Origin of the sequence: Micromonospora sp. CPCC 205554, from assembly GCF_036902745.1 — a bacterium.
Lineage (GTDB): Bacteria > Actinomycetota > Actinomycetes > Mycobacteriales > Micromonosporaceae > Micromonospora > Micromonospora tulbaghiae.
The window spans coordinates 1-24,632 of the sequence record NZ_JBAKHP010000048.1 but is presented as its reverse complement, the minus strand read 5'-3'; the positions used below and the strand labels follow the sequence as shown (position 1 = coordinate 24,632).

Annotated in this window: 16 protein-coding genes and 5 pseudogenes; 12 read left to right on the top strand and 9 right to left on the bottom strand. The window is 69.4% G+C overall.

The window, feature by feature from the left end; translation table 11 throughout:
- Positions 1-491 precede the first annotated feature (491 nt).
- Positions 492-1,079, bottom strand: coding sequence for an alpha/beta fold hydrolase (locus V6U82_RS30585; protein WP_084213229.1), 588 nt, complete (start codon positions 1,077-1,079; stop codon positions 492-494).
- A 319-nt stretch (positions 1,080-1,398) separates the two neighbouring features.
- On the opposite strand from V6U82_RS30585, the gene V6U82_RS30580 reads away from it, so the two are divergent.
- Positions 1,399-1,779, top strand: coding sequence for a VOC family protein (locus V6U82_RS30580; protein ID WP_030504807.1), 381 nt, complete (start codon positions 1,399-1,401; stop codon positions 1,777-1,779).
- A 409-nt stretch (positions 1,780-2,188) separates the two neighbouring features.
- Here V6U82_RS30580 and V6U82_RS30575 read toward each other — a convergent pair whose 3' ends face one another.
- The 4 genes from V6U82_RS30575 to V6U82_RS30560 all read right to left on the bottom strand — a co-directional run bounded on the left by V6U82_RS30575 (position 2,189) and on the right by V6U82_RS30560 (position 11,178).
- Positions 2,189-5,122 (bottom strand): hypothetical protein, encoded by a 2,934-nt coding sequence (locus V6U82_RS30575; protein ID WP_334467418.1) that lies wholly within the window; start codon positions 5,120-5,122, stop codon positions 2,189-2,191.
- Positions 5,123-5,177: 55 nt separating this feature from the next.
- Positions 5,178-7,397: a S8 family serine peptidase gene (locus tag V6U82_RS30570; protein ID WP_334467416.1), complete on the bottom strand. Its 2,220-nt coding sequence runs from the start codon at positions 7,395-7,397 to the stop codon at positions 5,178-5,180.
- Positions 7,398-7,424: 27 nt separating this feature from the next.
- Complete coding sequence (locus tag V6U82_RS30565) at positions 7,425-7,904, bottom strand: hypothetical protein (protein WP_334467414.1); 480 nt, start codon at positions 7,902-7,904, stop codon at positions 7,425-7,427.
- A gap of 322 nt (positions 7,905-8,226) precedes the next feature.
- On the bottom strand, positions 8,227-11,178 hold the full coding sequence (locus V6U82_RS30560) for a helix-turn-helix transcriptional regulator (RefSeq protein WP_334467412.1): 2,952 nt from the start codon (positions 11,176-11,178) through the stop codon (positions 8,227-8,229).
- Positions 11,179-11,636: 458 nt separating this feature from the next.
- Here V6U82_RS30560 and V6U82_RS30555 point away from each other — a divergent pair, with 458 nt between their 5' ends.
- Entirely contained in the window at positions 11,637-12,167 is a 531-nt protein-coding gene (locus V6U82_RS30555; RefSeq protein ID WP_030504803.1) for a hypothetical protein, read from the top strand.
- On the opposite strand, the pseudogene V6U82_RS30550 reads toward V6U82_RS30555, so the two are convergent.
- Positions 12,164-12,365 (bottom strand): annotated as a pseudogene (locus V6U82_RS30550) (transposase); the annotation flags it as partial. The gene V6U82_RS30555 and the pseudogene V6U82_RS30550 overlap by 4 nt on opposite strands.
- On the opposite strand from V6U82_RS30550, the pseudogene V6U82_RS30545 reads away from it, so the two are divergent.
- Together V6U82_RS30545 and V6U82_RS30540 are read left to right on the top strand one after the other, a co-directional pair.
- Positions 12,340-12,791: pseudogene (locus tag V6U82_RS30545) on the top strand (IS5 family transposase); the annotation flags it as partial. The pseudogenes V6U82_RS30550 and V6U82_RS30545 sit on opposite strands and share 26 nt — an antisense overlap.
- A gap of 161 nt (positions 12,792-12,952) precedes the next feature.
- Positions 12,953-13,852: a 2-hydroxyacid dehydrogenase gene (locus V6U82_RS30540; RefSeq protein ID WP_084213228.1), complete on the top strand. Its 900-nt coding sequence runs from the start codon at positions 12,953-12,955 to the stop codon at positions 13,850-13,852.
- A 251-nt stretch (positions 13,853-14,103) separates the two neighbouring features.
- Here the strand turns inward: V6U82_RS30540 and V6U82_RS30535 are convergent, their stop codons facing one another.
- Positions 14,104-14,250 carry a hypothetical protein gene (locus V6U82_RS30535; protein ID WP_170215199.1) on the bottom strand — a complete coding sequence of 49 codons (147 nt, stop codon included), beginning with the start codon at positions 14,248-14,250 and terminating at the stop codon, positions 14,104-14,106.
- Between the two features lie 122 nt (positions 14,251-14,372).
- On the opposite strand from V6U82_RS30535, the pseudogene V6U82_RS30530 reads away from it, so the two are divergent.
- A pseudogene (locus tag V6U82_RS30530) lies at positions 14,373-14,594 on the top strand (transposase); the annotation flags it as partial.
- Positions 14,595-14,639: 45 nt separating this feature from the next.
- On the opposite strand, the pseudogene V6U82_RS30525 reads toward V6U82_RS30530, so the two are convergent.
- A pseudogene (locus V6U82_RS30525) lies at positions 14,640-15,476 on the bottom strand (IS5 family transposase).
- A 20-nt stretch (positions 15,477-15,496) separates the two neighbouring features.
- Here V6U82_RS30525 and V6U82_RS30520 point away from each other — a divergent pair.
- Positions 15,497-15,820, top strand: coding sequence for a hypothetical protein (locus V6U82_RS30520; protein ID WP_184976847.1), 324 nt, complete (start codon positions 15,497-15,499; stop codon positions 15,818-15,820).
- A 94-nt stretch (positions 15,821-15,914) separates the two neighbouring features.
- On the opposite strand, the gene V6U82_RS30515 is transcribed toward V6U82_RS30520, so the two are convergent.
- Positions 15,915-16,634 carry an NIPSNAP family protein gene (locus V6U82_RS30515; protein ID WP_148062130.1) on the bottom strand — a complete coding sequence of 240 codons (720 nt, stop codon included), beginning with the start codon at positions 16,632-16,634 and terminating at the stop codon, positions 15,915-15,917.
- A 118-nt stretch (positions 16,635-16,752) separates the two neighbouring features.
- Here V6U82_RS30515 and V6U82_RS30510 point away from each other — a divergent pair, with 118 nt between their 5' ends.
- The 6 genes and pseudogenes from V6U82_RS30510 to V6U82_RS30480 all read left to right on the top strand — a co-directional run bounded on the left by V6U82_RS30510 (position 16,753) and on the right by V6U82_RS30480 (position 24,519).
- Positions 16,753-17,328: an Rrf2 family transcriptional regulator gene (locus tag V6U82_RS30510; protein ID WP_123111895.1), complete on the top strand. Its 576-nt coding sequence runs from the start codon at positions 16,753-16,755 to the stop codon at positions 17,326-17,328.
- A 149-nt stretch (positions 17,329-17,477) separates the two neighbouring features.
- A pseudogene (locus tag V6U82_RS30505) lies at positions 17,478-17,573 on the top strand (IS5/IS1182 family transposase); the annotation flags it as partial.
- 601 nt (positions 17,574-18,174) lie between these two features.
- Complete coding sequence (locus tag V6U82_RS30495) at positions 18,175-21,012, top strand: LuxR C-terminal-related transcriptional regulator (RefSeq protein ID WP_205779537.1); 2,838 nt, start codon at positions 18,175-18,177, stop codon at positions 21,010-21,012.
- Between the two features lie 3 nt (positions 21,013-21,015).
- Positions 21,016-21,894: an alpha/beta hydrolase gene (locus V6U82_RS30490; protein WP_030504793.1), complete on the top strand. Its 879-nt coding sequence runs from the start codon at positions 21,016-21,018 to the stop codon at positions 21,892-21,894.
- Positions 21,895-22,156: 262 nt separating this feature from the next.
- Complete coding sequence (locus V6U82_RS30485) at positions 22,157-22,912, top strand: ABC transporter ATP-binding protein (RefSeq protein ID WP_387034063.1); 756 nt, start codon at positions 22,157-22,159, stop codon at positions 22,910-22,912.
- Positions 22,909-24,519 carry a hypothetical protein gene (locus V6U82_RS30480; protein ID WP_030504795.1) on the top strand — a complete coding sequence of 537 codons (1,611 nt, stop codon included), beginning with the start codon at positions 22,909-22,911 and terminating at the stop codon, positions 24,517-24,519. Before V6U82_RS30485 ends, V6U82_RS30480 begins: the two co-directional genes overlap by 4 nt.
- Positions 24,520-24,632 lie beyond the last annotated feature (113 nt).

Genomic DNA, 24,632 nt, shown 5'->3' with positions numbered 1-24,632 from the left:
TCTGATCTTGGTCGATTGCTGTCTTACCGGGAGCCTCGTCCTACCTGGACACCGGCCTCCCACACCGCCCGTGACCTGCGCCGTCACGATGAAAATGGCTCATTGATCACGGCGCGGTTTGTGAAGCGGCACGGTATCGGTCGGACTTGTCGGATGGGCGGTGGGCGTTGATCGAGCCAGTGCCGACCGCGCGGCAGGCAGCGCGGGTGGGGTTAGGGACTAATCGGCCGACGCTTGTCCTGCGGGAGAGCCGCACCTGGTGAAGTCGGAGTTTTCGCTGGTAATGGGCTTTCTGGCGCGGCATTGGCGTCGGCGTTGCCATCTCGACCATCGATGCATGTGGTCGAACGGTCGGGTGATGGCGATCAGGTGGTGCCAGCACCGCCGCGGCGACAGACCGGCTAGGGTCGATTCCCGGGCCGCCAGCCGCAGGATGGCGTAGATCAGCAACAGCCGGGCGATCCCGGTGATGACCCCGCCTCCAATGTTGATCAACGTAGGCAGTTCGCCACCATGGCGTACGGCAACGAACCGCTGCACAGTGGGATCATCGATAACCCAAACACCAGCCAGAAGTTGCGGCGGTAGCAACTCAGCGCGCCGAGTTTCGTCGGGTTCGCGGCGAGCAGGCCACCGACGCCGTTCAGGGCGCTCGACGCGTTCTCCGCCGAGGCCTGGTAGCCGGCCGGGGTGTCGGCGGCGCAGCACCACGCCGAGATGTAGACCAGCCGGTCCAGCAGCTCCGGGGCGGCGTTGGCGACCCCGGTCAGGGTGAGCCCGCCCCGGCTGTGCCCGACCAGGATGACCGGCCCGTGCTCGCGTACCCGCCGCACGACGTCCAGGACGTGCGCCACGTTGTCGGCATGGCCGATGCCGGCCATCGCACTGGGCGCGGCGGCCAGGGCGGCGAGATCCTGCGGGGCCTGGTACGCCACCGGGAAGGTCGCGCCGAACCCGTGCCCGGGCAGGTCGACGGCCAGCGAACGGTGCCCGCGCAGGGCCAACTCCCGTTGCATGGGCGCCCAGGTGAACGAGTTGCTGCCAGCGCCGTGGACGAAGACGAAAGTCGGAACAGTCACGTAGCCGTGTGTCACATCACCTCGTTCGTCACCCGCGGCGGAGTGATCAAGTTCCCAACCGGCAACCGCACGCCTGAAAATCACATCGCCAGGCGTGCGCGTAACGATCGGACCACGAAAACCTGCTCACTGTCCTCTATGAGGCTCTGCCAGCGGCGATCGTCAACTTGACCTTGCAACGACACAGCCTGGACACTCTCAGCGGCCCGGACCGACAAGGGTCGGCCCTTGAACCGCTACGCGGCTCGCGAAGGAAGGAACATCGGTGACCGACGCCAGCACCTCCAGCTTTGGTTACGGACCTGAGCACGACTCAGGCTTGGGCTACGGTCTGCACCACGTCCAACTGGCCATTCCTGCCGGCAGTGAGGACGAGTGTCGGGCCTTCTACGTGGGCGTGTTGGGGCTCGCCGAGGTGCGAAAGCCACCAGTGCTCGCCGCTCGGGGCGGGCTGTGGGTACGTGGTGACCGCTTGGAGATCCACCTCGGGGTGGAAGCGGACTTCCAGCCGGCCCGCAAGGCGCACCCGGGCATCCTGGTCGGTGACCTGGACGCCCTGGCCGCCCGCCTGAACGCACACAGGGTCGAGGTGACCTGGGACGACACCTTCCCGGGTCACCGCCGCCTCTACGCGTTCGACAACCTCGGCAACCGGCTGGAGTTTCTCCAGCCCGAGCCGGCAAACCCGACACGCTGGTGATCCAGCCCCACGTGGACGTGACCGTAGGCGAGGGCCCTCGGCTTGCGGGTACCACATCCTGCTGGGTCAACTTCATGGGCAACCGATTGCGCTCGATGTCGCCGAACACCTCAGCGGGCACGCCCGCGCCCGCCGCGCGGTTTTGCTCATCTACCCGAGGCGTTCGAGGGCCATGTCAATCCCCTGTGATCGTGGACCGCAAGGCCGAACCTGAGCGCGCCGGGCTGCCAGAGTGTCCAGGTCGCTTCGATCCAAGGTCCACGTTGACGACCTTGCTGGTTGGCCTGGGCCCGTTACGAGCATTTGGGATCGTGCCTCTCGCCTCAGCAGGATGAGACGGTGGATGGAGAGCGGCAAGTCCAGCGGGCGTGTGGTGACGCCACCGGAACTCGACGCTCTCCGTCCATGGTCAGCGGCCGTCGGTGAGAGTGAGCGCGTCGAGCACGGTCTGCTCGACGGTGTTGCCCCCGGCGTCGGCCGCCTGGGCCTTGATGCTGACGGTGCCCCCGCTCTCGGCCATCCGTGGGAGCCGGTAGCGCGCGGTGTACCTGCCGTCGCCCTGGCGGGTCGTCGGGGTGTGCGTCCAGGTCGTCCCGCCGTCAGTGCTGATCCAGAGCGAGACGCTCGTGATCTTCGGCGCGTCCGGGGCATGGTGATACGCGGTGACGTCCAGCCGGTGCGTGCCGGGCGCGGTGACCGCGTCCGCGAGGTCCGCGTCCGTGTTGTACCGCAGGAAGACCAGCGGGGCCGCGTGGCACGAGGTGGCCGAACCCTCAGCACAGAGGAATCCCGACGGTGGGGTCTTCCCGACGCCCGCGGCGGAGGTGAAGTTCCACGTCGTCGAGGTGGTGCCGTTGGAGTTGCGCCCGGTCAACCGGTACCGCTTGGACTCGGCAGGCAGCTCGTAGGTGGCACCCCACCAGGGCGACTGAGTCTGTGGTATTTCCCGGCCGTCCGCGTACATCCGCACGTTGTCCGGCTCGAACACGTACGCCCCCATCGCCTGCTCCGGGCTGGCCCCGGAGACCAGGAACGTGATCGGGTAGAACGTGTTGCCCTGCCGGCAGAACGCGCAGACCTCGGTCGACCAGTCCGCCTCCCACTTGCCCGGTTGGCTCCGGAAGACCTTAGGTGACAGCTCCGGTGCGCCGGGCACGAGTGGTCCCGCCGTCCATCGCGCGGTGGACCGGTCGGCCCGGTCGACGACGTCGATGGCCCGGGCGCCCGGCTTCGGCCCGGTGCGATCGTAGTCCTGTCGCCGCACCAGGTCCGGTGAGACCGGGCCCCGGTAGGTGGTGAACTTGACGGTGTCGGTGAGGTACCGGTACGGGACGCCGGCGGCCACGGTTTCGTTCGGTCGGAAGGCCGAGTAGACCAGGTCGGCCGGCTGTGCCTGGGTGCCGTGCAGGGCGGTCTCGACCGTGGCGAGCTGCTTGTCGGTGACCTCGGTGTGCAGCGAGGCCGGGATCCGCCCCTGCTGGTAGATGTGCAGGGTGTAGAGGTACGGGCTCACCGCGTCGTACCCCGAGTACTCGACCTTCACCTGGCCCCTGCGCAGCAGGGTCCGCAACGTCTCCGCCTCGCCCGGCGCGATGGCCGCGTACGGGATGTCCGGCACCTCCTGCGGGTTGTACCACCAGTCCGGGTCGACCGGCAGCGAGCAGACCGTGGTCGGCCAGATCCCGCCGGAGGAGACCGGTTCGATCAGCACCCCGACCGCGCCGGCGGCGCGTGCGCGGGCGAGTTGCGCCGCGCCGATCCGGCAGATGCCGCCTACCGGTTTGTCCGCGTCGATGCTGAGCAGCACGAGTTTGCCCCGGGCGTCGACCCGGTCGTAGTCCGCCGCTCTGCCGAGCCCGCCGTCGACCACCGCGACGTTCCGCCGGCCATCGAACCGGACCACCTCTTGTCCAGGGCGCTTGTACCAGTCGGCCGGCAGCATCGGGTTCAGGTCGACGCGGCGCGGCGTGGTGACCGACATGGTGACGAGCGGCTTGCCCAGCACCCAGTTCACTCCCATGTGAAAGGTGCCGACGGTCACCGGAGCGCTGGGGATGGCCCAGAACCGTGAGTTGCCGTACCAGGTGAAGCTGAGCCAGGCCCCGCCGTGGCCGTTGCTGTAGGTGCGGAACGCGGTGCGGGAGCCGATGAACGTCTCGGTCGGCCGTGGGGTGCCGACCGTCAACTCCCGCGCGGCGTCGGCGTCGAGCCGGATCGTGGCGTCCCCGTCCACGGTGAACTCCGGCACCATCAGGTTGAGTTGTTGTTCGCGGCTGTCGAGCCAGAAGCGGGCGCTACCGCCGGCGACGTACTTGCCCGGTGGGACCTGGTAGGTCAGCTCCCACGTGGTGCACGGATTCTGGTCCAGGCAACGCCCGCTGGTCGCCTCGTAGCCGGAGCCGACGGCGGACCCGGCAACCTGGGTGAAGCCGGGCAGTTCCGCCGCGCACATGATGAAGATGCCGGTGCCGCAGTTGACCGGTTCGCCCTTCGTCCTCTTGACGATCTGGGTGATCTGGTACTTCGGCTGCCCGGTGTCGGCCTGCGGCTTTGTCGACGCGGAGCGCCGGTCGGTGGGCCAGATCCCCACGATGCCGCCGCTGAGCTTCGGGACGACGCCGTGGAACAGGTAGTCGTTCAGTTCGCCGATCGACGTACGGCCCTTGACCTCTGCCCAGAATTCGGCCGTGTGGCGCAGGTCAACCCGGAGGTCGACCCTGCCGATCTGCGGGTGCGTCGCCGTCGCCGTCACACCCGGCAGCGTCGCCACCCACTGGTTCAGCGTCGCCGCTCCCGGCTTATCGCCGTACTCAACCGTCAGGGGAAGTGACCCGCTCTCACCGCTCGCCGTCCGGGAGGCCATCCAGAGCACGTCGAAGACCTTCTGGTCCACGACACCACCGGCGATCAGCGCCCGCGCGTCGCTGGGGAGCGCGTGGATGCTGGTGTCCGCCGGGTCCGAGCTGGTGTCGACCTTGACGTCGATCGTGGGACGGGTGCCGTCGGCGCGGGGCGTCGGGCTGGCGGTGATCGTGTAGCGACCGCCGTCGCGGGTCAACGTGACCTCGTCGCCGGTCATCAGCGTGACGGTGTAGGTCGATCCCTTCAGGCCGGGCAGCGAAACCGCCCGGAGACCGTCGCCGGCCGCAGCGGGTACCGCGCCGCCGCCGGCCGTGGCCGCCGACCCGCCGGCCGGAGCCGGGAAGGGGCCGGGTCGACTCTGGGCCGCAGTGGCGGACGGCGCCCCGGCTACGGTCAGCACCGCCGTGACCGCCGCCAGCAGGCGCAGGTACGGGCGGCGACGCCGAGCCGAGATACGGGGGTTGCTGCGTGATCTCGTCACCGGGTGACTCCTCGGGTCGGATGGCGATTCGCGGCGCGTGATCTCGTCGGGCATCTCAGCCGCCCTTCCGAACCAGCGACCAGTTCCCGGCCACGACCGCGTCCCGCCGCACCTGGACAGTGGCCGTCCGGGCCCCGTAGCCGGGTGCCGTCGCGGTGAATTCGGTGGGCCCGGTCCCGGTGCTGAACACCCAGTACAGGCCGTCGCCGAGGTTCGGGTCGGCCGGCGTGGTGACGCCCGAGCCGGATTCCCGCGGTCGCGCCGTCGGGGCCACGGTCGCGTAGACCGCGGCGCCGGTGTCGCGGTCGGTGACCGTTCCGACGACCAGCCCACCCCGGGCCGGTACGCAGGCGCGGGTACCGACGAAGGCGTTGTCGATCGCCCACCACCAGGCGTCGCGGCCCTGGTAGTGGAACCGCACCCGGACCTTGTCCCGGCCGGCCGCCTGCGGCAGCGGCACGATGACCTGTCCGAACGCGTGGCTTTCGGTCCGCCGCCACACCGTGCGCCAAGTCCTGCCGCCGTCGACGCTGACGCCGACCTCGGCCTGCTGCCCCTTGTCGTGCGGATAGTAGGAGGTGGTGAAGCTGAGCTGGGGGGCCTTCTGGCCGGTCAGGTCGAACCTCGGTGACGTCAGGGTGGTGTCGAGCTTCTTGCCGGCGGCCGCCGAGTCGGCGATGGGGAACCTACCGCCCCCGCCGTCGGGTGGTGGCCGATGGCCGGGGTTGTCGAGCCGCCAGCTCGGCGCGCCCGTGGTCGTCCAGCCGCCCTGCGCGCCGGTGCCGGTCCAGTCGTCGAAGTCCTCGCCGGAGCCGTTCCACCGGTATCCCGGGGCGGTGCAGCTCGACAGGTCGATGGTCAGGGCCACGTCCCGGATCAGGTCCGTGGTGCCCAGCTCGATGGTCTGTCGGGCGGTCTGGTAGCCGTCGTACTGGGCGGTGATCTGCATCTGGTACGCGGCGGCGACGGGAAGCTCCACCGCATACCGGCCGGTCACCGGGTCGGTGAAGATCGGTCCGTTCGGATAGCCGTCGATGGTGATCTTGGCATAGAGCGGCCAACCGTGTCCCGAACCGTCGGTGACGGTGCCGCTGACCCGGCTCATCGGCTGCGGTGCCAATCTGAGATCGACCGTCGCGGTCGCTGCCTCGGTGACCCGCGCGTCGTTGCTGGCGGACCCGTACCCGTACTTGCGGGCGTCTACGGTGTACTCGCCGACGGGCAACGCACCCGAGCGGTACGTGCCGTCGGCGCCGGTGGTCAGGGTGCGATCGACCGGTCCTCCGATCGTAACGCTGGCGCCGGGGATCGGCTTCCCGGTCACGGTGTCGGTGACGGTGCCGCCGACCCGGCCGGTGGGGCCGATCGGCGCCTGGCGCAGCAGCGCGAGCGCGTCCAGACGGCCCTCACCGAAGACGTTGTTGTCCTTGTCGGTTCCACCGCACTGATCGTCCGGGCTGTCGATGGCGGTGCCGTCCAGCAGCGCCTTGGTGCCGTCGACATCGCCCACCATCGGCCCGGCCGCGGACCAGAGCAGGGCGATGGTGCCCGCGACGTGCGGCGTCGCCATCGAGGTGCCGTTGAGCTGGGTATAGCCGTCGCCCGGGGAACTCGATCGTACGTTCACCCCGGGTGCGGAGATGTTCGGCTTGCTTTCGCCGTCCTGGCCGGCGCCGCGCGACGAGAAGCCGGCGATGGCGTTGGCGGCGTCGTACGCGCCGACCGAGTAGTTGATGACGCGGCTGCCCGGCGAACCGCTCGTCTGGCAGGCTGAGCCGTTGTTGCCGTTGGCCCAGACGCCGAAGATGCCCGACGCGGCCCACGCCTGGCTGATGTCCTCCATGAGCGGGGCGTCCGACGGCGCGGTGGTGCCCCACGAGTTGTTCACGATGTGCGGCCGTTTGCTGGCGTCCGGATTCTGCCCGTTCAGGTCGGTCGGCTCCAGCATCCACTGGCCGGAGCTGATCAGGGCGGCGTCGTTCGGGCAGCAGCCGTTGGCAGTGATCCAGCGTGCTCCGGGGGCCACTCCGATCCGGTTGCCCGGGCCGGCGTCACCGACCATGGTGCCCATCGTGTGCGTGCCGTGTCCGTCGCGGTCGCACGGCGCGTCGCCGCAGCTACCCGCCGCGTCGAACCAGTTGTAGTTGTGGTCGAAGGTGCCGTCGCTCTTGGCCCCGCGATACTGTCTCACCAGCGCGGGGTGGTCGAACTGGGCGCCGGTGTCAATCGATGCGATCGTGATGTCCTCACCGCGTACGCCGAACTGCTCCCACACCCGGTCGGCGTTGATGTTGGCGATGCCTCACTCGGCCTCGTCGACCTGCTGCTGGGCGATGCCCTTGGCGACCGGTGGCGGCTCGACCCGGAGGGACGGCCACAGCGAGGTCACCTCGCTGCGGGTGGCCAGCCGTTCGGCCAGTTCCGGCCCACCGGTCACCTTGATCGCGTTCGCGGCCCAGAAGCTCTGGTATGCGATGCCGGCGGCGGTGAGTTCCTGGCGTACCGTGCGCTGGCTGTCGTTGGCGGCGTCCTTCAACGCCTTGGCGACGGCGGCCCCGCGCTTGTTCCAGTCCTTGATCGAACGGGCCTTGCTCAAGTCGGCCTTGGCCCCGAAGTAGACCCAGAAGTCCACGTCGGACGTCCGGTCGTGTAGTTGGCTACGCAGCTGTGGACGGAGCTTGTCCTGCGAAGCGACGCTCGCCCGCGAGGTCGCGTCCGTGTTCGCCGACGCGGACCCGTTCGCGGCGCTGCCCAGGGCGAGCACCGAGGCCAGGAAGGCCACCGTCGCTGTCGTGTATCTTCGTCTCGCCGAATGAGAAACGTGCATGGAAGTCCTCTTCTCGGATTGCTGCCGTGCTCCCCGTCGTGCCGGTCACAGGGGCAGGTACCGGTCGTCATCCTCGGCGTCCGGCTCGTCGACCGGCCCGGCTGACGGGCCACTCGCGCCGGGAGACCGGTGGACCGGCTGGTCGCTGTTCTCCGGTGGCGAAGGCGTCACGGCTTCGTCTGGGTCATCTCGACGCGGCATGCCAGCATCGTGGCCAATCGCCGGTCGCGGCTGCGATCCCTCAGGTGAGTGAAAGAACCCGGAACGCGCGTGGCGTTCAGGTCCCTGGCGTCGCCCCGGGTTCGGAGACGATGCCCGTTGCGGTCACCTTCGCGGAGAGCGCGGCCCGCGAAGAGACACCGAGCTTGCGCATGGCCGACTTCATCTGGCTGGCCACGGTGTGGTGTGAGCGGTGCAACGCCTCCGCGATCTCGCGGTTGGTCCGTCCCTCGGCCACAACAGCGACCACCTCCAGTTCGCGTGGCGACAGATCCGAGCCGTAGCCCTTGCGACCGCCGCGCCAAGAGCGGGGCACCGCCCGTCCGTGGAGACGCAGAGTGTGGGCGACCCGGTCCACGTCGATGCTCGCCGGCAGCGACGCCAACGTGTCCAGGACCCCGGTCAGCAGTTCCACCCCGTCGGGCACCGCGCTGGCTCGGATCAGGCACGTTGCCTGCCGCTCGAGGGAAAGCGCCGCGTTGTACGGCCTGGGCAGTGCCGCCCAGGCCGCCGCCGCCCGCGCGAACAGGCCAGCCGCCGCCGCGTACTCACCCGCGGCCTCGGCGAGCAGCCCACGACAGTCCAGCACCGCCGCGTTCGGCGCGGGCGCGCCCCGGCCCCGCAGTCCCTGCGTGAACGCGTCAACCAGGTCCCGGGCCTCGGTCACGGCCTCGGCGGCAAGCAACGCCCGGGTACGCGCCGGCACCACCTCGGTTCCCCAGAGCCAGATGCCCTTCTCCGCGATGATGTCGCACGGGCCGCCGGAGAGCGCGAGCGCGTCATCCAACCGACCCTCACGCAGCCTGACAAGGGCCAGCGTCGCCGCCGCCTCCGCGAGGATGTCCCACGCGCCGAACCCGCGTGCATCGTCGATGGCGCGCTCGAGATGTTCAGCCGCGCGACGAAGGTCACCGCTCACCATGAACAGCAGGCCCCTGACCATGACCGGTTCGAGGCGGCTGACCCGGTGGAGGTCGTCCCCGCTCGTCAACGCCACGGTCCGCTCCGTGAGACCGCCCCAGGCGCCGACGAACCAGTCGAGGTGCAACTGCGTGCACTCGATGAGGTCCCTGATCCTGACCTGCTCGTACTCCTCGGCGAGCCGGCGCGCGGTGGCGAGCGACCGGCCTGACTCCGCGTACCGCCCCCACTTCATCGCCGCGTCGCCACAGTTGAGGTGCCCCACGGTGACGATCCGCCGGTCCCTGCCAACCCGGGCGGCCAGCGGGATCCGCTCCGCCTCGGCCCAGCCGCGCTCCTCCCCGAGCAGCAGCAGCGCGGCAGCCCGACCGGTGGCGACCCGCAGCCGATCCGAAGGATCCAACGCCACGGAGAACTCCGCCGCCCTGTCCAGCCAGGTCAGATGCCGGGCCGCTGGCGTGCGCCCCCGGGGCCAGCCGAGCAGCATCATGGCGACCGCCGGTGACGCGCGTCGGCGGTCGAGATGCGGCAGCGCCTTCTCCAACTCGGTGTGCGCGCCGTCGAACTCCTCCATGTCGTTGAGAATCCGGGCGAGTTGAAACCGCAGGTTCGCCTCCACACCGGGATCGAGTGCGTCCCGGCTGAGCGCGCGATCCACGGCGCTGGCGAGATCCCGTAACCGGTCCAGCCCGGTGAACGAGCCGAAGGGCACCTTGTCCACCAACTCGTACATCTGCTCGGGCGGTACGTCACCGTTGGTCAGCAGGTCGTGCAGGAGCGCACCCGCCGTTGTCTCGTCGCCGGTCTCCAACGCGACGTCCACGGAGAGTTGCGCGTACCTGCACCACTTCTCGCCATCGCCAGCGAGCCGGAAGTGGTTCGCGAGCTGGGCCAGCGGCCTAGGCACGACCGATTCCAGCACGTGTCCGGCTCGCTCGTGCAGCACGCGTCGCTCCGGCTCCGCAACGGCGTCGTAGATCGCCCGACCTGCCAGCACGTGGCGGAAGGACACCCGCCGGCCGTCGCGCTGGTGCAACAGGCGGTGGGCGGCGGCTTCGGCGAGGCCGGCGTTGAAGTCCGTCGGTGCGAGCGTGCTGATCGACAGCAGCAGTCGCTCGGCGATGGGGTCGGCGGCGACGGCGGCAGCACGCAGCACCGCTTGGGCGCACGCGCTGAGGCGGCTGGCATGTTCGAGCACGGTGTCCCGCACCGTCGGTGGCACCACGATCTGGTCCAGCGCCAGTCGCTTCCAGCTCTGGCCACGGCGGACAAGGTCGCCGCGGCGAGCCATCAACCGCACCAGTTCCTCCACGGCGAGCGGCACTCCCTCGGTGCGGGCGTGCAGGTGCTGAGCAAACTCGTCGGAGACGTGCTGGCCCGCCAGCATCGATGAGGCGAGCGCCGCCGTCTCAGACTGGTCGAGTGGGTCAAGCACGAGCCGGAGCCGCGCCCGGTGCGGCCGTAGCCGTCCCGACAGGCGCAGCAGCCAAGGGTCACCGACCAGATCCTCCGGGCGGTAGGCCACCACCAGGCTGGGGCCCTGACCGTCTCTGTCCGCCAAGAACAGCAGGAATTCCCGGGTCGCGTCGTCGGACCACTGCGCATCGTCGACGACGAGCAGGTTCACACCGAGTCTGTCGAGCAGTTCGGCGAGGGCCCGGAGCACCCGGTGCCGCGACACGCTCGCGTCCTCGGCGGGTTCGAGGGCCGGCGGGAGGTCCGCGGCCCACTCGGGGAACAACGGCCGCAAGGCCCCCGCCAGTCCGCTGAGGCGCAGATCCGCCAGCGTGCCGACGCCGGCACCGAGGACCGCGTCGACGATCGGCCCCAACGTGCAGGGTTCCCGGAGCGGCGGACAGACCGCCGACAGCGTGGAGTGCGCGGCACTGGCGGACGACGAGAGAAACTCGTCCAGCAGGCGCGTCTTCCCGACGCCGGCCTCACCCTCGACAAGCACCAGCGCCGGGGTGGTCGTGAGAACCCGACTCAGCCGAGCCAACTCGTCGTCACGGCCGATCAGGCTCGGGGTCGACACCTCGCCCCTGCCGGCGTCTCCACCCGCACCGCCGTGCGTGACCTCCCCGACCATCACCGCCTCCTCACCGCTGCGTCCCCGCCCTGCCGAAGCTCGACCAGCTACCCGATGCTGATCGTCGGTGGGTAAAGCGGTGACTGCCAGCTCGTCCCTGCTTCGTTGTCGTCGCCGGCACGGCAGCCCCGGCTGGGCCTGACGTCAGCATGCCGCCGAGAGCGGCGACCTGCCCGTGCATTTCCGCGAAGCGAGGCCGGAGTTGGCCGGCGGCGGCGCGTCTGCCGCCACGTCAGTTCGGTCGTCGGCCGCGACGATCGTCACCTCGCGGACTGTAGCGCAGAACGCTGTCCGCCTCGGTCGCCAACGGGTGCCGGGCCGCTGGTCAGGCCCTCTACGGGCTGAAGACGACGCTGCTCGGACATGGACTCATCCTCGTAACTCGCAGGACATGTCCACAATCCTTGGTACACCTCACACCGTCCGGAGCGACGCTCATCTGCCCCTAGACTGCCCCGATGGATGCTGAGTTTGCCGCCAACGCCGCAGCCACCACCGCGATCTTCGGAGTCTTCGGGATTGTCTGGTTCGGCTGGGCGCAGGAGGCACCGCCCAAGTCGTGGCGTCCGTGGCTCGGCATCGGCTCGGTGTTGTCCCTGGCCGCAGCGATCATCGGCGGCATCGTCACCGCACGCACCTGGGACGAGGGCAACTCCGTGGACGAGACGACGGGGCCGGTCTTCGGCGTGATCGTCCTGATCGAGGTGATCCTCTGTGCCGTCGGCGCGATCTGGCTCCAGCAGACCGGCCGCACATCCCTGGTCCCGGTCTGGATCGCCCTGGTCGTCGGCTTGCACTTCTTCCCTCTAGCGCCACTTCTGGGCTATCCGGCCCTCGCGATCTGGGCCGTGATCGTTCCCCTGGTCGCGCTCGTCAGCGTAGCCGTCGCCCGACGGTACGACCTGACCCCCAGCGCCGTCGTCGGTGCCGGCACGGGCATGGCCCTCCTGGCCGGATCGGCGACCGCACTGGTGCACGCGCTCACCTAGGCGGTGTCTCGAAGTGTGTAGCCACTCGTTGATCACGGTGACGTGGATGGTGGCTTCTTAGCGGACGGCCAGCTTCTCGTATCGGGTGGCCAGCCCTCGGTGGCGTTTGAGGCGGTTGATGCCGCACTCCACGGCGTGGCGCTGCCGGTAGACCTCGAGGTCGAATGCGGGTGGCCGACCGCCGGCGGAGCCCTTGGCAGGCTCGAAACACCACGTCATCACTGACGCGGGCGGCATCCCCCTCGCCGCGAGCCTGACCGGCGGCAACCGCCACGACGTCACCCAACTGCTGCCCCTGGTCGACAAGGTCCCCCGGATCAACGGGCATCCGCGGCAGGCCCCGGCAGCGGCCCGACCGGACCTATGCAGATCGCGGCTACGACTTCAACAAGTACCGTCGCGAGCTACGGACGCGCGGCATCGCCCGTCATCGCCCGACGCGGAGTTGCCCACGGCTCCGGCCTCGGCACCCGACGCTGGGTCGTCGAGCAGACCATCGCCCTGCTGCACCGGTTCCGCCGCCTGCGCATCCGCTGGGAGATCCGCGACGACATCCACGAAGCCTTCCTCACCCTTGCCTGCGCCATCACCTGCTGGCGCCGCCTCCAATACTCAAAGAGTTAGGAGTTGTAAGACGTGCCATCGGGCATGCGCGTCGATCGCAGGGCTGTTGCAACCGTTCGCGTGACCCGGCTCAGTGCTCCTGCGCACGTTCGTGCCGATGAACGGATGTCGGCCGCTGTGCTCCCGGACATCCGACTGTCCGCCGAGGCATGATGATCGGCATGCGTTACCTGCTGCCTCACCCCGACGCCGTGGCCGACCTCAGCGATCTTGACGTCGGGCTTTACGACGGCACGCAACCCCTCCCGGAGAACCTGGACGACGTCGAGTTGTACGCGGTGCCGTACGGGATCATCGATCCGCGCCTGTGTGAGCCGATCACTCAGATGCCTCGGCTCAACGTCGTGCAGACAGTGACCGCTGGTTACGACCACGTCCTGCCATTCCTGCGGCCTGGTCTGACCCTGGCCAACGGCCGGGGCGTTCACGATGCGGCTACCGCCGAACTCGCCGTGGCGCTTACGCTCGCCGCCCGGCGCGGACTGCCGCAACTCGTTCGGGCGGGCGACGAGGGCCGCTGGGACCCGTACTGGTCGCGTGGACTAGCTGACGCCCGGGTTCTCATCGTCGGCTACGGCTCGATCGGAGCCGCGATCGAACGCCGGCTCGCCGGGTTCGAGGTAGCCGTCAGCCGGGTGGCCCGGACTGCCCGCCCCGGGGTCCGGCCGATCTCGGAGATCGCGGACATGCTGCCGCACGCGGACGTCGTCATCCTTTCCGCACCGCTAACCCCGGAAACCGAAGGCATGGTGAACTCGGACTTCCTAGCCAAGATGGCCGACGGGGCCCTGCTGGTAAACGTGTCAAGGGGCCGAGTGGTGGACACCGACGCGCTGCTCACCGAACTCAGCAAAGGCCGGATGCACGCCGCCTTGGACGTTACAGAGCCCGAGCCGCTGCCCGCTGGTCACCCGCTGTGGTCCGCGCCGAATGTCCTTATCAGCCCGCACGTCGGCGGCCTGACCGCTGCGTTGTCACCCCGGGCTCGCCGCTTGTTGGTCAACCAGGTCCGGCGGCACGCCGCCGGCGAACCACTCGCGAACGTTGTCGTCGCGCCATGATCGCCCACTGCAGACGTCCGAGGTAGCGGCGACCCTCGCCCACGGGCACGTACCGCTGATGCTTCAGCCCAGGGCGGACGGGGCCGGTCGAAACAGTGGCCCAGGCTTGAAAGGTCAGACCCGGGTGTATGCATCGGCGTGCTGGGGCAGCTGGTGTTCGAAGCAAGGCTTCCTCTGGTGACGAAGCATGCGTGCAATTGACGCTGGGATCGGTCCAGGCGGCAGGCCAGATCGTGATGCTGCCGGTCGCACTACGCCGGTGCCTCGCTGAAGAACTCGTGCAGAGCGCTCGCCATCAGGTCGGGGGCCGTCGTAGTCGCGAGGTGCGACTCGCCGGGCCAGATAGCTCGGCGAGCTGTGGGCAGGGCGTCGGCGAGAGCCGTCATCGTGGTGGGCATCGGCTCCCATGTGTTTGCGCCTTACATCAACAGCGTCGGAATGGTGATCGAGGACCACTGGGACGGATCTGTACTCTCGTCGGTGAGGTGCCGTGAGGTCGTGCAGCCAGCCGATCGCCGAGCTCCGCACGCGCGGTATCACACCTGTCATCGCCCGACGCGGCATCGCGCACGGCTCTGGACTCGGCACTCGACGCTGGGTCGTCGAGCAGACCATCGCCCTGCTGCACTGGTTCCGCCGCCTCCGAATCCGCTGGGAGATCCGCGACGACATCCACGAAGCGTTCTTCACCCCCGCCTGCGCCGCCATCTGCTGGCGCCGACTCCAACGCTCAAAAAGTTAGGAGTTCTAAGAGGGCATCTGATCTCGTTTGGTGAGGTTGGTCCGATCAGGTGGTTTCGTTTCGCCAGGTTGGGGTGGGTTCTCCGGTGAGGTAGCGGCTCATCGTGTTAGCCATCGCCCAGTGGATCATCGCCCGGGTGCGTTGGGGAAGGGTCTCGTAGTCACGGACGAGTCGTCGGTGCTGCATCAGCCAACCGAAGGTCCGTTCCACGACCACCGCCGGGGCTGGACGTGGAAGCCCTTCCCGGCGTGGCGGGGTACGCGCTTGACGTCGATTCCCAGCCGTGCGCCGTGCGCTCGTACGGCGGTGTTGTAACCGCCGTCGACCCACGCCTTGACCACGTCCGGATGGTCCGTGGACACGCTGGTGAGCAGGTGCCGGCCGGCGGTGGAGTCCTGCACCGACGCGGCGGTGACGATCACGGCGAGGAGCAGGCCAAGGGTGTCGGTGGCGATGTGCCGCTTGCGTCCCTTGATCTTTTTCGCCGCGTCGATGCCCTGGCTGTCCTCGCCGACGTTGGTGAAGGTCTTCACGCTCTGCGAGTCCAGGACCACCGCTGACGGGCTCGCGCGGCGGCCCCGGGCCGTGCGAACCCGTTCCCGCAGCAGGTCGTGGATCCGCTGCGTGGTCCCGTCTGCCTCCCACTTGGCGTAGTAGGCGTACACCGTCTTCGCTGGCGGGAAGTCGTGCGGCAGGTACTCCCAGGCGATCCCTGTCCTTGGCCACGTACAGGATCGCGTTGACGTTCTCCCGGAGATCATGCACCGGCCGGCTGATGCCCGAGCCCACCCGCGCCGCCCGCCACGCGGTCAGGACCGGCTCGATCAACGCCCACCGCTCATCCGACAAGTCCGACCGATACCCACGCCGCTTCGTACCCACGCGGCGATCAACGACCCGAAGTGCCTGACGCCACGGCCGAACGTGAATCAACCGCTACACAGATCAGATGCCCTATAAGAAGGAGAAGCGGGCGACCGACGCCCAAGAAGCGGAAGGAATCAAAGTTCGGCAAGCAGTACGTCGCCAACACCGGACCGGCCAAACGCGCCCGCCGCAACGCCACGTCGGCCGAACAACTGTCGGAGTTGCCGGTCGCCGAGGCTGCCAAGCTCGTCCGCGACCTCGACAAGGCCCAACTGAAGTCGGCACTGCGCCGCGATCGCGACGGCAAGTCCCGCAAGACCCTCATCCAGCAGCTAAAGAAGGAACTCGACCGGCGCTGACGGACGCCCACACCGGGCTCGCGTACCGCCGCCGGTACGCGGGCCGCCTGGCGGAGGCAGCGAGGAAGCAGGCCGGGGCTGGGCGAAGGACCGGTCATCCAGCCACCGCCGGGTGGGGCGGCGCAGCCGTCGGCACCGGGTGGCCCGATGTGGCGGTCGGCTGCAGGTGACTCACCTTGCTTGTCGCCCCGGCATCCGACAGCCGATCGGCGATTCGGCGCCAGCCAGGGTCGTCATCAAGCCGGGCCGCAGCCATGGACCACTGTTCCCCGTCCCGAAACACAGTAAGCGACACCACGAAGCGGCCGTCTCGCACCGGTAGCCGCGGAAAGGTGTTCTCCGCCGGCTCAGTGCGCCACATCGCCACCGGCACGCCCAGAGCCCGCTGGAGGATCGGGTGCCCGGCGGTGGTCAGCCATGCTTCCAGGTCGGCGGTCGGCAGCGACCACACCTGGGCGACCACCCAGGTCGGGTCGACCGTCGGTCCCGGTTGCCCGGTGGCCACTGACACGCCAGGGCGGTGGTCCGGCTCGGTCGGTCGCAGCAGGAGGACGTCATCGCTGTCGATCATCGTGGCGTTGGCCGCGTCGCGGTGCGCCTGCCACAAGGGCCCGGAATAGAAGGACTCCAGCGCTTCGCGGCGCTGGTCCATGGAGGCGAAGCCTCGGAACCACACGAACCTGTCCGGGTCATTCCGGTCCCGGAACTGTCCGCCCAGCCGCATCCCGGCATGCTCCTGCCCCGCGATGAACCACGGCTGGAAGACCCGCTGAAGGTCATCGAAGTGACCGGGCCGCAGCGCGTAACGCCGCATCTCCACTACGGCACAGCTGGCGAAGTCGGAAGGCTGCACATCGGCCCCTATCTGTAACAGACGTTGTTACGAATTATCGTGGTCGGAGGCAGAAGCGCAACCCCTGGACGGAGACCTCATGGCCGGTAACAGTCGCCTCACCGTGGCCGTCCATGCCCTGTGCTGGCTCGCCCTGGCGCAACGGCACGGCCACACCGGACTGACCAGCGACCAGATCGCCGCAAGCCTGGAGAGCAGGCCTGCCGCTGTCCGTCGCGCCCTCGGCCCACTGCGCGATGCCGGGCTGGTCACCACCGACGTCGGACCCGGCGGCGGGTGGTCGCTGCGGATGCCAGCCACCACCGTCACCCTCGCCGACGTGTATGCGGTGGTCGAGCCGGGCCCGGCGTTCGCACTGCACCCGCATCAGCCCCGACGGGACTGCCCCGTCGGGCACGGCATCGCGCCCGTCCTGGACGACATCTACGACCGCGTGGCCCAGGCCGTCACCGGCGAGCTGTCCCGGCACACGATCAGCGAGGTGCTTGACACGCTACTGACGCAGCACCCGCTGCCGATTCCGTGGGCAGGTGTGCCGCCGCGCGCAGCGCTGGAACCTCCGGCTCAGGCGGCACCTCACGAGACGGGCTCGCCGCGACGTGGCGCGAGGGCCACTGAGACCAGCACTGAGACCACAAAGGGAAAGGCCCGGTGACTCGCGAAGAGTCGCCGGGCGTCTCGCCTTTTCAGGAGCGGTGGCGGCGGGAACTGAACCCGCGGAGGGCGTAAGAGGGCATCTGATCTGTGTAGCGGTTGATTCACGTTCGGCCGTGGCGTCAGGCACTTCGGGTCGTTGATCGCCGCGTGGGTACGAAGCGGCGTGGGTATCGGTCGGACTTGTCGGATGAGCGGTGGGCGTTGATCGAGCCGGTCCTGACCGCGTGGCGGGCGGCGCGGGTGGGCTCGGGCATCAGCCCGGAACGCTGGCGCGCTCACCGCACGATATCGGCGCGGTTGGTGCTCCGACGTGTTTGTCTGGCGTACCTAGCGCTGCACTGGAAGCCGTACGCCGACAACCGGATGATCTATAGCGGCCCGCCGACAAGACACGCTGGAACTTGACAGGGAAGTGGGATGCCCGTCCCCCGACGACCGCTTCTGGGCCGACCTTAAAGCCCACAGTCCTGCCGAGTGTGCGGACGCCGTCGCCTTCGACCACGCGATCCGAGACGGCTCCGCGCGGGCCACCGCCGACGGTGGTCTTTACAAGAATTCGGGGCGGTTCAGCGTCGGTTCGACCTGAGGATCGGCTTATGCGCGATCTGTGATTGCGCGGATCTTCGTCAGTGCACAGGTTCACCGCCTTCTGCGGGCGTGACAGCTTCGGTCGGAAGCAGCCGGGGGAACCGAGCCGGCTGCGACCTGCCGGGCTGCGGTGCCCCGCTTGATCGGGGTGCCACGCTGCCGTGGGTTCCCTAGGTGGCCCCTTGCCGGTGAAAGTCATCGCGTCTGTCCTGGTCAATGCCTCGATGATGCCGTGTGTGCGGGCTGCGGTCGGGTCGTGGACCGCATCTCGGTGAAGCCGGACGAGGCGGCCGGTGGCGGCGGCCATGACCTGCACGTTCACGCCGTGTCGCTGTTTGTGAGAAGTGACTCTGTGGGGATGGGACGGCGTGGAAGTCTCCTAGAGTGGTTGTTCGTGCTTTACGGCAGGTCGGCGGAGGTCAGCGCACTCGACAAGGTGATCGCGCGGGCTCGCGACGGCGTTGGTGGTGCGGTGATGTTGCGGGGCGAGGCAGGCGTGGGCAAGACGGCCCTGCTCGACGCGGTAGCCGTGCGTGGCGGCGCGATGCGTGTGCTGCGGACCACCGGCGTCGAGGCTGAGACCGACCTCGCGTTCGCCGCGCTGCACCAGGTGCTGTGGCCGGTGACCGGCATGCTCGACGCGCTGCCCGGACCGCAGCACGACGCTGTGTGCGCGGCGCTGGGGCTCGCCGCAGGCACTGCCGGCGACCGGTACCTGCTGGGCGCTGGCGTGCTCTCGCTGCTGGTCGAAGCCGCCGCACCGGACGGGCTGATCTGTGTGGTCGACGACTTCCAGTGGATCGACCAGGCCTCGGCCGACGCACTGCTGTTCGCCGCTCGGCGGCTGGAGACCGAAAAGATCGCGATGTTGTTCGCCGTGCGCGGGGACGCTCCGGTCAAGGGTGTGCCTCTGACGGTGGAGGTGCGTGGCCTCCCCGGAGCCGCCGCAGCCGAGATGCTGGAGTCCCGCTGCGGTGTGCAGCCCTGTGTGGCGCGGGAACTCGTCACGCTGACCCGCGCGAACCCGCTCGCGCTGGGCGAGATAGCCGCCTGCCTGACACCCGCGCAACTCGCCGGCAGCGAACCGCTGCCCGACCCGCTGCCCGGTGGGACCCGACTGTTCGGCGACCGGGTGGCCGCGTTGTCCGCCTCCGCCCGGCTGCTCGCGCTGGTTGCCACCGTGGAGGCTGACCTCGACCTGGTCCTGCGCGCCACTGACCGGTTGTCCGCCGAGCGGACGGTACTGCCCGGAGAGAACATGGGGGCGTGGACCGGGCGGATGGCGCTGGCCGAGCTGGAGGAGTCCGGGCTGGCCGAGCTTTCGGGTACGCGCGTGCGCTTCTGCCATCCGCTCATCCGGTCGGCGGTGCACGAGGCGGACACCCCGGCCAGGATCCGCCGGGTGCATGCGGTACTGGCGGAACTCACCGAGGGTGAGCGTCGCGCCTGGCACCTGGCCGGAGCCGCCATGGGCCAGGACGAGCAGGCCGCCATCGAGTTGGTGACCGCCGCGGAGCTGGCGCGCGACCGCGGTGGGTACGGCACCGCTGCCGCAGCCCTGGCCCGGGCCGCCGAGCTGACCCCCGAGCCGCGCACCCGTGCTGCCCGCCTGAAGGACGCCGCCGTCGCGGCCTGGCTTGGTGGTCGCCCCGGGCAGGCGGAGTCGCTGCTGGCCGAGGCCCGTGACCAGGCTGGCGCGGATGCCGGCCTCGCAGTGGAAATCGCCCAGCTCAGGGGCAGGTTTGAGTTGAACTCCGGCAACGCCGCCGAGGCCGTGCGGATCCTGGCGGGGGGCGACAGCCTGGAGATGCTGGCCGATGCCGCGGAGGCCGCTTCGTACGTCGGCGACACGGCGGCCATCATCGAGCTCGGGCGGAGGGCGGCAGGGCACCGCGAGGGATTCTTGCGGGACACGGTTGCCGGGATCGGTCTGGCGCTGGATGGCGACGCTGCCGGACCGGGTCTGCTGCGGCGGGCGCTGGCGCGGGTCGGCGAGCTGGGGGAGGCGGCGGAGTACCTGTGGGCGGCGGCCGCGGCCAGCCATCTGGGCGAGTCGGATCTGGCGACCGAGATGGCCGAGCGGGCCGGACGGGTGGCCAGGGTGTCGGGGATGACCGGGCAGCTGCCGGTCGTGCTGGAGTTCGTGGCGACGGCCGAGCGCATCGCCGGGCGGCTGGCAAGCAGCCAGGCCATCTCCGAGGAGGGCCTGGAACTGGCCCGCGAGGCCGGCTATGAGAACACCGTGGCCGCGCACCTGGCCAACCTGGCGGTCCTGGCGGCGCTGCGAGGCGAGGAGGAGATTTGTGAACGGCAGGCCCGCGAGGCGCTGGCCATCGCCATACCGCACCGGGTAGGTCTGCGGGCAGGGGTCGCCGCGTACGCGCTGGCGCTGCTCGACCTGTGCCTGGGACGCTACGCGACGGCGCATGACCGCTTCACGGCCATCGCCGAGGCGGGACCGGGTGTCGGGCATCCCACCGTGGTGTGGCGGACGGCGCCGGATCGTGTCGAGGCCGCCATGGGCGCGGGCGACGAGGTGGGTGCACGGGCGGCGCTCGAGGCGTACGAGCGATGGTCGGCGCACGCCGCGACGCCCGAGTCGCGCGCCCTGCTGGCCCGCTGCCGGGGCTTGGCCGAGTCGTCCGAGGACGCCTTCGGCGAGGCGTTGCGGCTGCACACCAACCCGTTCGAGGCGGCCAGGACGGCTCTGCTGCTGGGTGAGCGCCTGCGCCGCGCGCAGCGGCCGGGCGACGCGCGGACGCATCTGCGGATGGCGTGGGAGACGTTCGAGCGGGCGGGCGCGAGGCCGTGGGCGAGGCGCGCACAGGGTGAACTGCGGGCGGCGGGCGAGAGCGGGCAGGCCCCGGGCTCGGCCGTGCTGGACGCGCTGACCCCGCAGGAGTTGCGCATCGCGGGCCTGGTCGCCGACGGGTTGTCGAGCAAGCAGATCGCCGCCCAGCTGTTCCTGAGCCCCCGCACGGTCGAGTACCACCTGTACAAGATCTATCCGAAGCTGGGCATCGGCTCCCGTACGGAACTGGCGCGACTAGTAGTTCTACAGAAGGCGCCTGCGGCGGAAGAAGACATGCTCTGAGACATGCATGATGTGAACATCTGGAGTGAAGAGTTCGGCGCCGTAACGGATGCGCCGATCCTATTGATCATGGGGTCGATGTCGCAGGGCGTCCTGTGGCCGGACGAGTTCGTCGGCCGCCTTGTCGCCGGAGGCCGCCGGGTAATCCGGTACGACCACCGTGACACTGGCAAGTCGGGCACGGTCGACTTCGCGGCACAGCCGTACACCTGGGACGACATCAAGAACGACGTGTACCGCGTGCTGGACGCCCACAGCCTGGAGAGCGCCCACCTGGTCGGCCACTCGGCCGGCGGGCTACTCGGCCAGTTCATCGCGGTGGAGCAGCCGGACCGGGTACGTTCACTGACCGTCATCGCCTCCTCGCCGCTCGGCGGCGGCGAAGGTCAGGTGATCCTGCGGGCCCTGATGGGGCAGCCGCAGCCCGAGGACAGCCTGCCCGAGCCGACGCCGGAGTTCCTGGCCTTCTACCGGTCGCTGATGACCGCCACACCACCAGAGGACCGGCGCACCCAGATCAACAGCATGATCGCCGAACAGCGCGTGCTGCACGGCACCGGGCTGCCGTTCGACGAGGACGCGGCGCGCCGGCTACAGGAACGAATCTACGACCGGGCCCGCGACCTGACGGCGGTGGCCAACCACCGGCTGGCCGCTGCGGCCAGCCCGGACTTCGAGCCGGTGGGCGTGCTGCACCAACTGAAGGCGCCCACGCTGGTCATCGAGGGCAGCCACGAGCCGGTGAAGCCGGGTCACGGCGCGATCATCGCCGAGCAGATCCCGGGAGCGCGGCTGATGATCACTGCGGGCATGGGACATACGCTTCCGCCGGAGGTGCACGAGGAACTGGCCGTCGCCATCCTCACGCACACCGCCGAGTGATAGCTCATCCGACTGCACAAAACGGTGAACTGGTCGTGTGGTAGCGGAGCCGAACGAACGTCGCTCTGCTGTAGCAGCGGGCGACTGCTGGCGTGCCGTCACTTAGATGGCCGCTCGGCGGTCAGCGCATTTCGTTGTGTATGCGCTGCTCCGGCAACCCGCTTCGACGTCCTGTCGCATGGACGAGATCCGCGGCCTGATCGACGAATAGTGCGGCCGAATTGACCGGTCTGCCGTTCCTTGCCGGAAAGAGACGATGCAAGTGCTCGATTCCACTGTCCCCGCCGTTGAGGTAACTGACCTCACCCAGCGTTTCGGCGCTGTACTCGCCGTCGACCGGGTCAGCTTGAGCATCCCATCGGGAATGTGCTATGGCATCGTCGGCCCGAACGGGGCCGGCAAGACCACCACGCTGACGGCCATGTGCGGGTTGCGGGAGCCGACCTCCGGCACGATCAGGATCGCCGGTCATGACCTACGAACCGATCGGCAAGCCGCGCTCGCCCAGCTCGGAATCATGATGGACGGGCTGTCGCTACCCGAACGGCTGACCGCCACCGAGGTGCTGCGCTACAGCGCCGGGCTGCGTGGGCTGGATGACAGCTGGCGGGTCCGCGCCGAGGACCTGCTGGAGATCCTTGGCCTCGACGCTACTCCACGCACGCTGATCGTGGAGTATTCCACCGGCATGCGCAAGAAGATCAATCTGGCGCTGGCGATGCTGCACCTCCCCCGGGTGCTGGTCCTCGACGAGCCGTTCGAGGCAATCGACCCGGTCTCGGCCCGCTCCATCGAACAGGTGCTCACACAGTACGTCGCCGCCGGCGGCACGGTGGTCATGTCGAGCCACATGATGGACTTCGTCGAACGCAACTGCCGCCGGGTGGCGTTGGTGGCCGGTGGCCGGGTGTTGGTCGAGGGGCCGGTAGACAAGGTGGCAGCGAACGGGACGCTCAACGAACGCTTCGTCGATCTGGTCGGCGCCGATCCGGTCCGCCCGCTGAGGTGGCTGACATGACCCGAGCCCTGTTCGTGCTGAAGCTACGCCTGCTCCGCAACGGCCCGCACAACGAGCGCGGATTCAGCCTGGTCACCGGTATGGCCCTGGCCGCGTTGGTGGTCGTCGGCGCAGCAGTGGCCAACCGCGGACTGCTCCACGAAGGCTGGATCGCCGTGGCGCTCACCGGATGGGGAGGCATGTGGCTGTTCGGCCCTCTGACCCAGCCACGCCACGATCCGTCGGTCATCTCGCGCGACTGGTTACGCGGCTATCCGCTACGGCCATGGCGCGCGGCTCGGGCTTTGTCCTGGACCGAGCTGCTGGGCGTCGGCCCGCTGGTCACGCTGACCTGTCTGTCGTCCCTGGTCGTGCTGGCCGCACCGGGCGGCCTGACGGCGGCCACGATCGGCGCGGTGGCGATGGTGGCACAGCTGTATCTGCTGGTCTGGGCGGGTAAGACGGTGGCGGTGATCGCGGCCTGGCTGTTGCAGACCCGGGCCGGGATGAGGCTGGCCGCCACCCAGACCGCCGTCATGCTCGCGCTGTCGTTCGCTGGCTGGGTGCCGATCGCGGCCTGGTTGCTGCCCCGCCTCGGTCAGAACGACACCACCCTGGTCCTCCCAACCTTCGGGCAGCTACCCGCGCCGATCATCGACGTGCTCGCCCTCCTGCCCACGGGATGGGGGTACCGCGCCGCGATCGCCGCCCGTGACAACGCCGGGACGGAAGCGGTCGTCGTGCCGCTGATGGCCCTCCTGGCCCTGGGTGCACTGCTGCACATGGGCTGGACCACCCTGACAGCGCGGGCCCTACGCCGACCACCTCGTCTCGTGACGCCGCGACGCCCTCACGCACCGGATCGTGGGCTGTCGCTTCCGTTCACGACGCCGCAGGTGTCCGCTGTCGTCTCGCGAGAGCTGGCCACCTGGTCGCGGGATCCCGCGCGCGGTGTGGAACTGCGTAGCGCCTGGCTGACCCCGCTGTTGATGGCGCTCATCATCGGGGTCACCGACTGGAGTTGGGCGCTGCCCCTCGTGGGTTCCGCGGCGGCGGTGTTCGGCGCGATGGTCGCGGTCAACACCTACGCCTTGGACGGCACGGCCCTGTGGCAGCTGCTCACCACACCGGGCGCCCTTCAGGCTGACGTACGCGGCCGGATGGCGGCATGGTTCTTGTTATTCGGCGTACCGTCGATCGTGCTGGCGGCCGTGTTGTGGGCCGTGACCCGCTCTCCGCTGGGCGTCGTCGCCGTCAGCGGCGCCATCGCCGCAGCCGCAGTGGCCTGCGCCGTGGCACCGCTGATCGCGCTCCTGATGCCGGCTGTCGGCACCGATGCCCGCGATCGCCGCTACCCTGGACAACGAGCAGGCGATCCGACCGGTGGACAAATGACGATCTTCCCCGTGGTCCTGCTGGGCGCCATTCTCCCCGGCATCATCGGCGCCACCACCGGGGGTCACTTGTGGGCGCCGGTGCTCGCGGCCATCCTGCTAGCCGCGGTCAGCCTCTCCCTGACCCCCACCCTCACCGCGCGTCTGCTGCAGCGGCGAGGCGCCAGCCTGCTCGACGTGATGGTCTCCAGCGACGCTGCCCTGTTGCACCGCCCTACAACGAGAGCACCCTAGTACTGCCCTGTTACAGAGGTTGAATCGTCAGGGTTAGAGCGAGAACGGTCGGTCACGTCCCGTGGCGTGGTGTAGATCGCCTGCGTGAGGCCCTGTGTGCTGTTCAGTTTTCC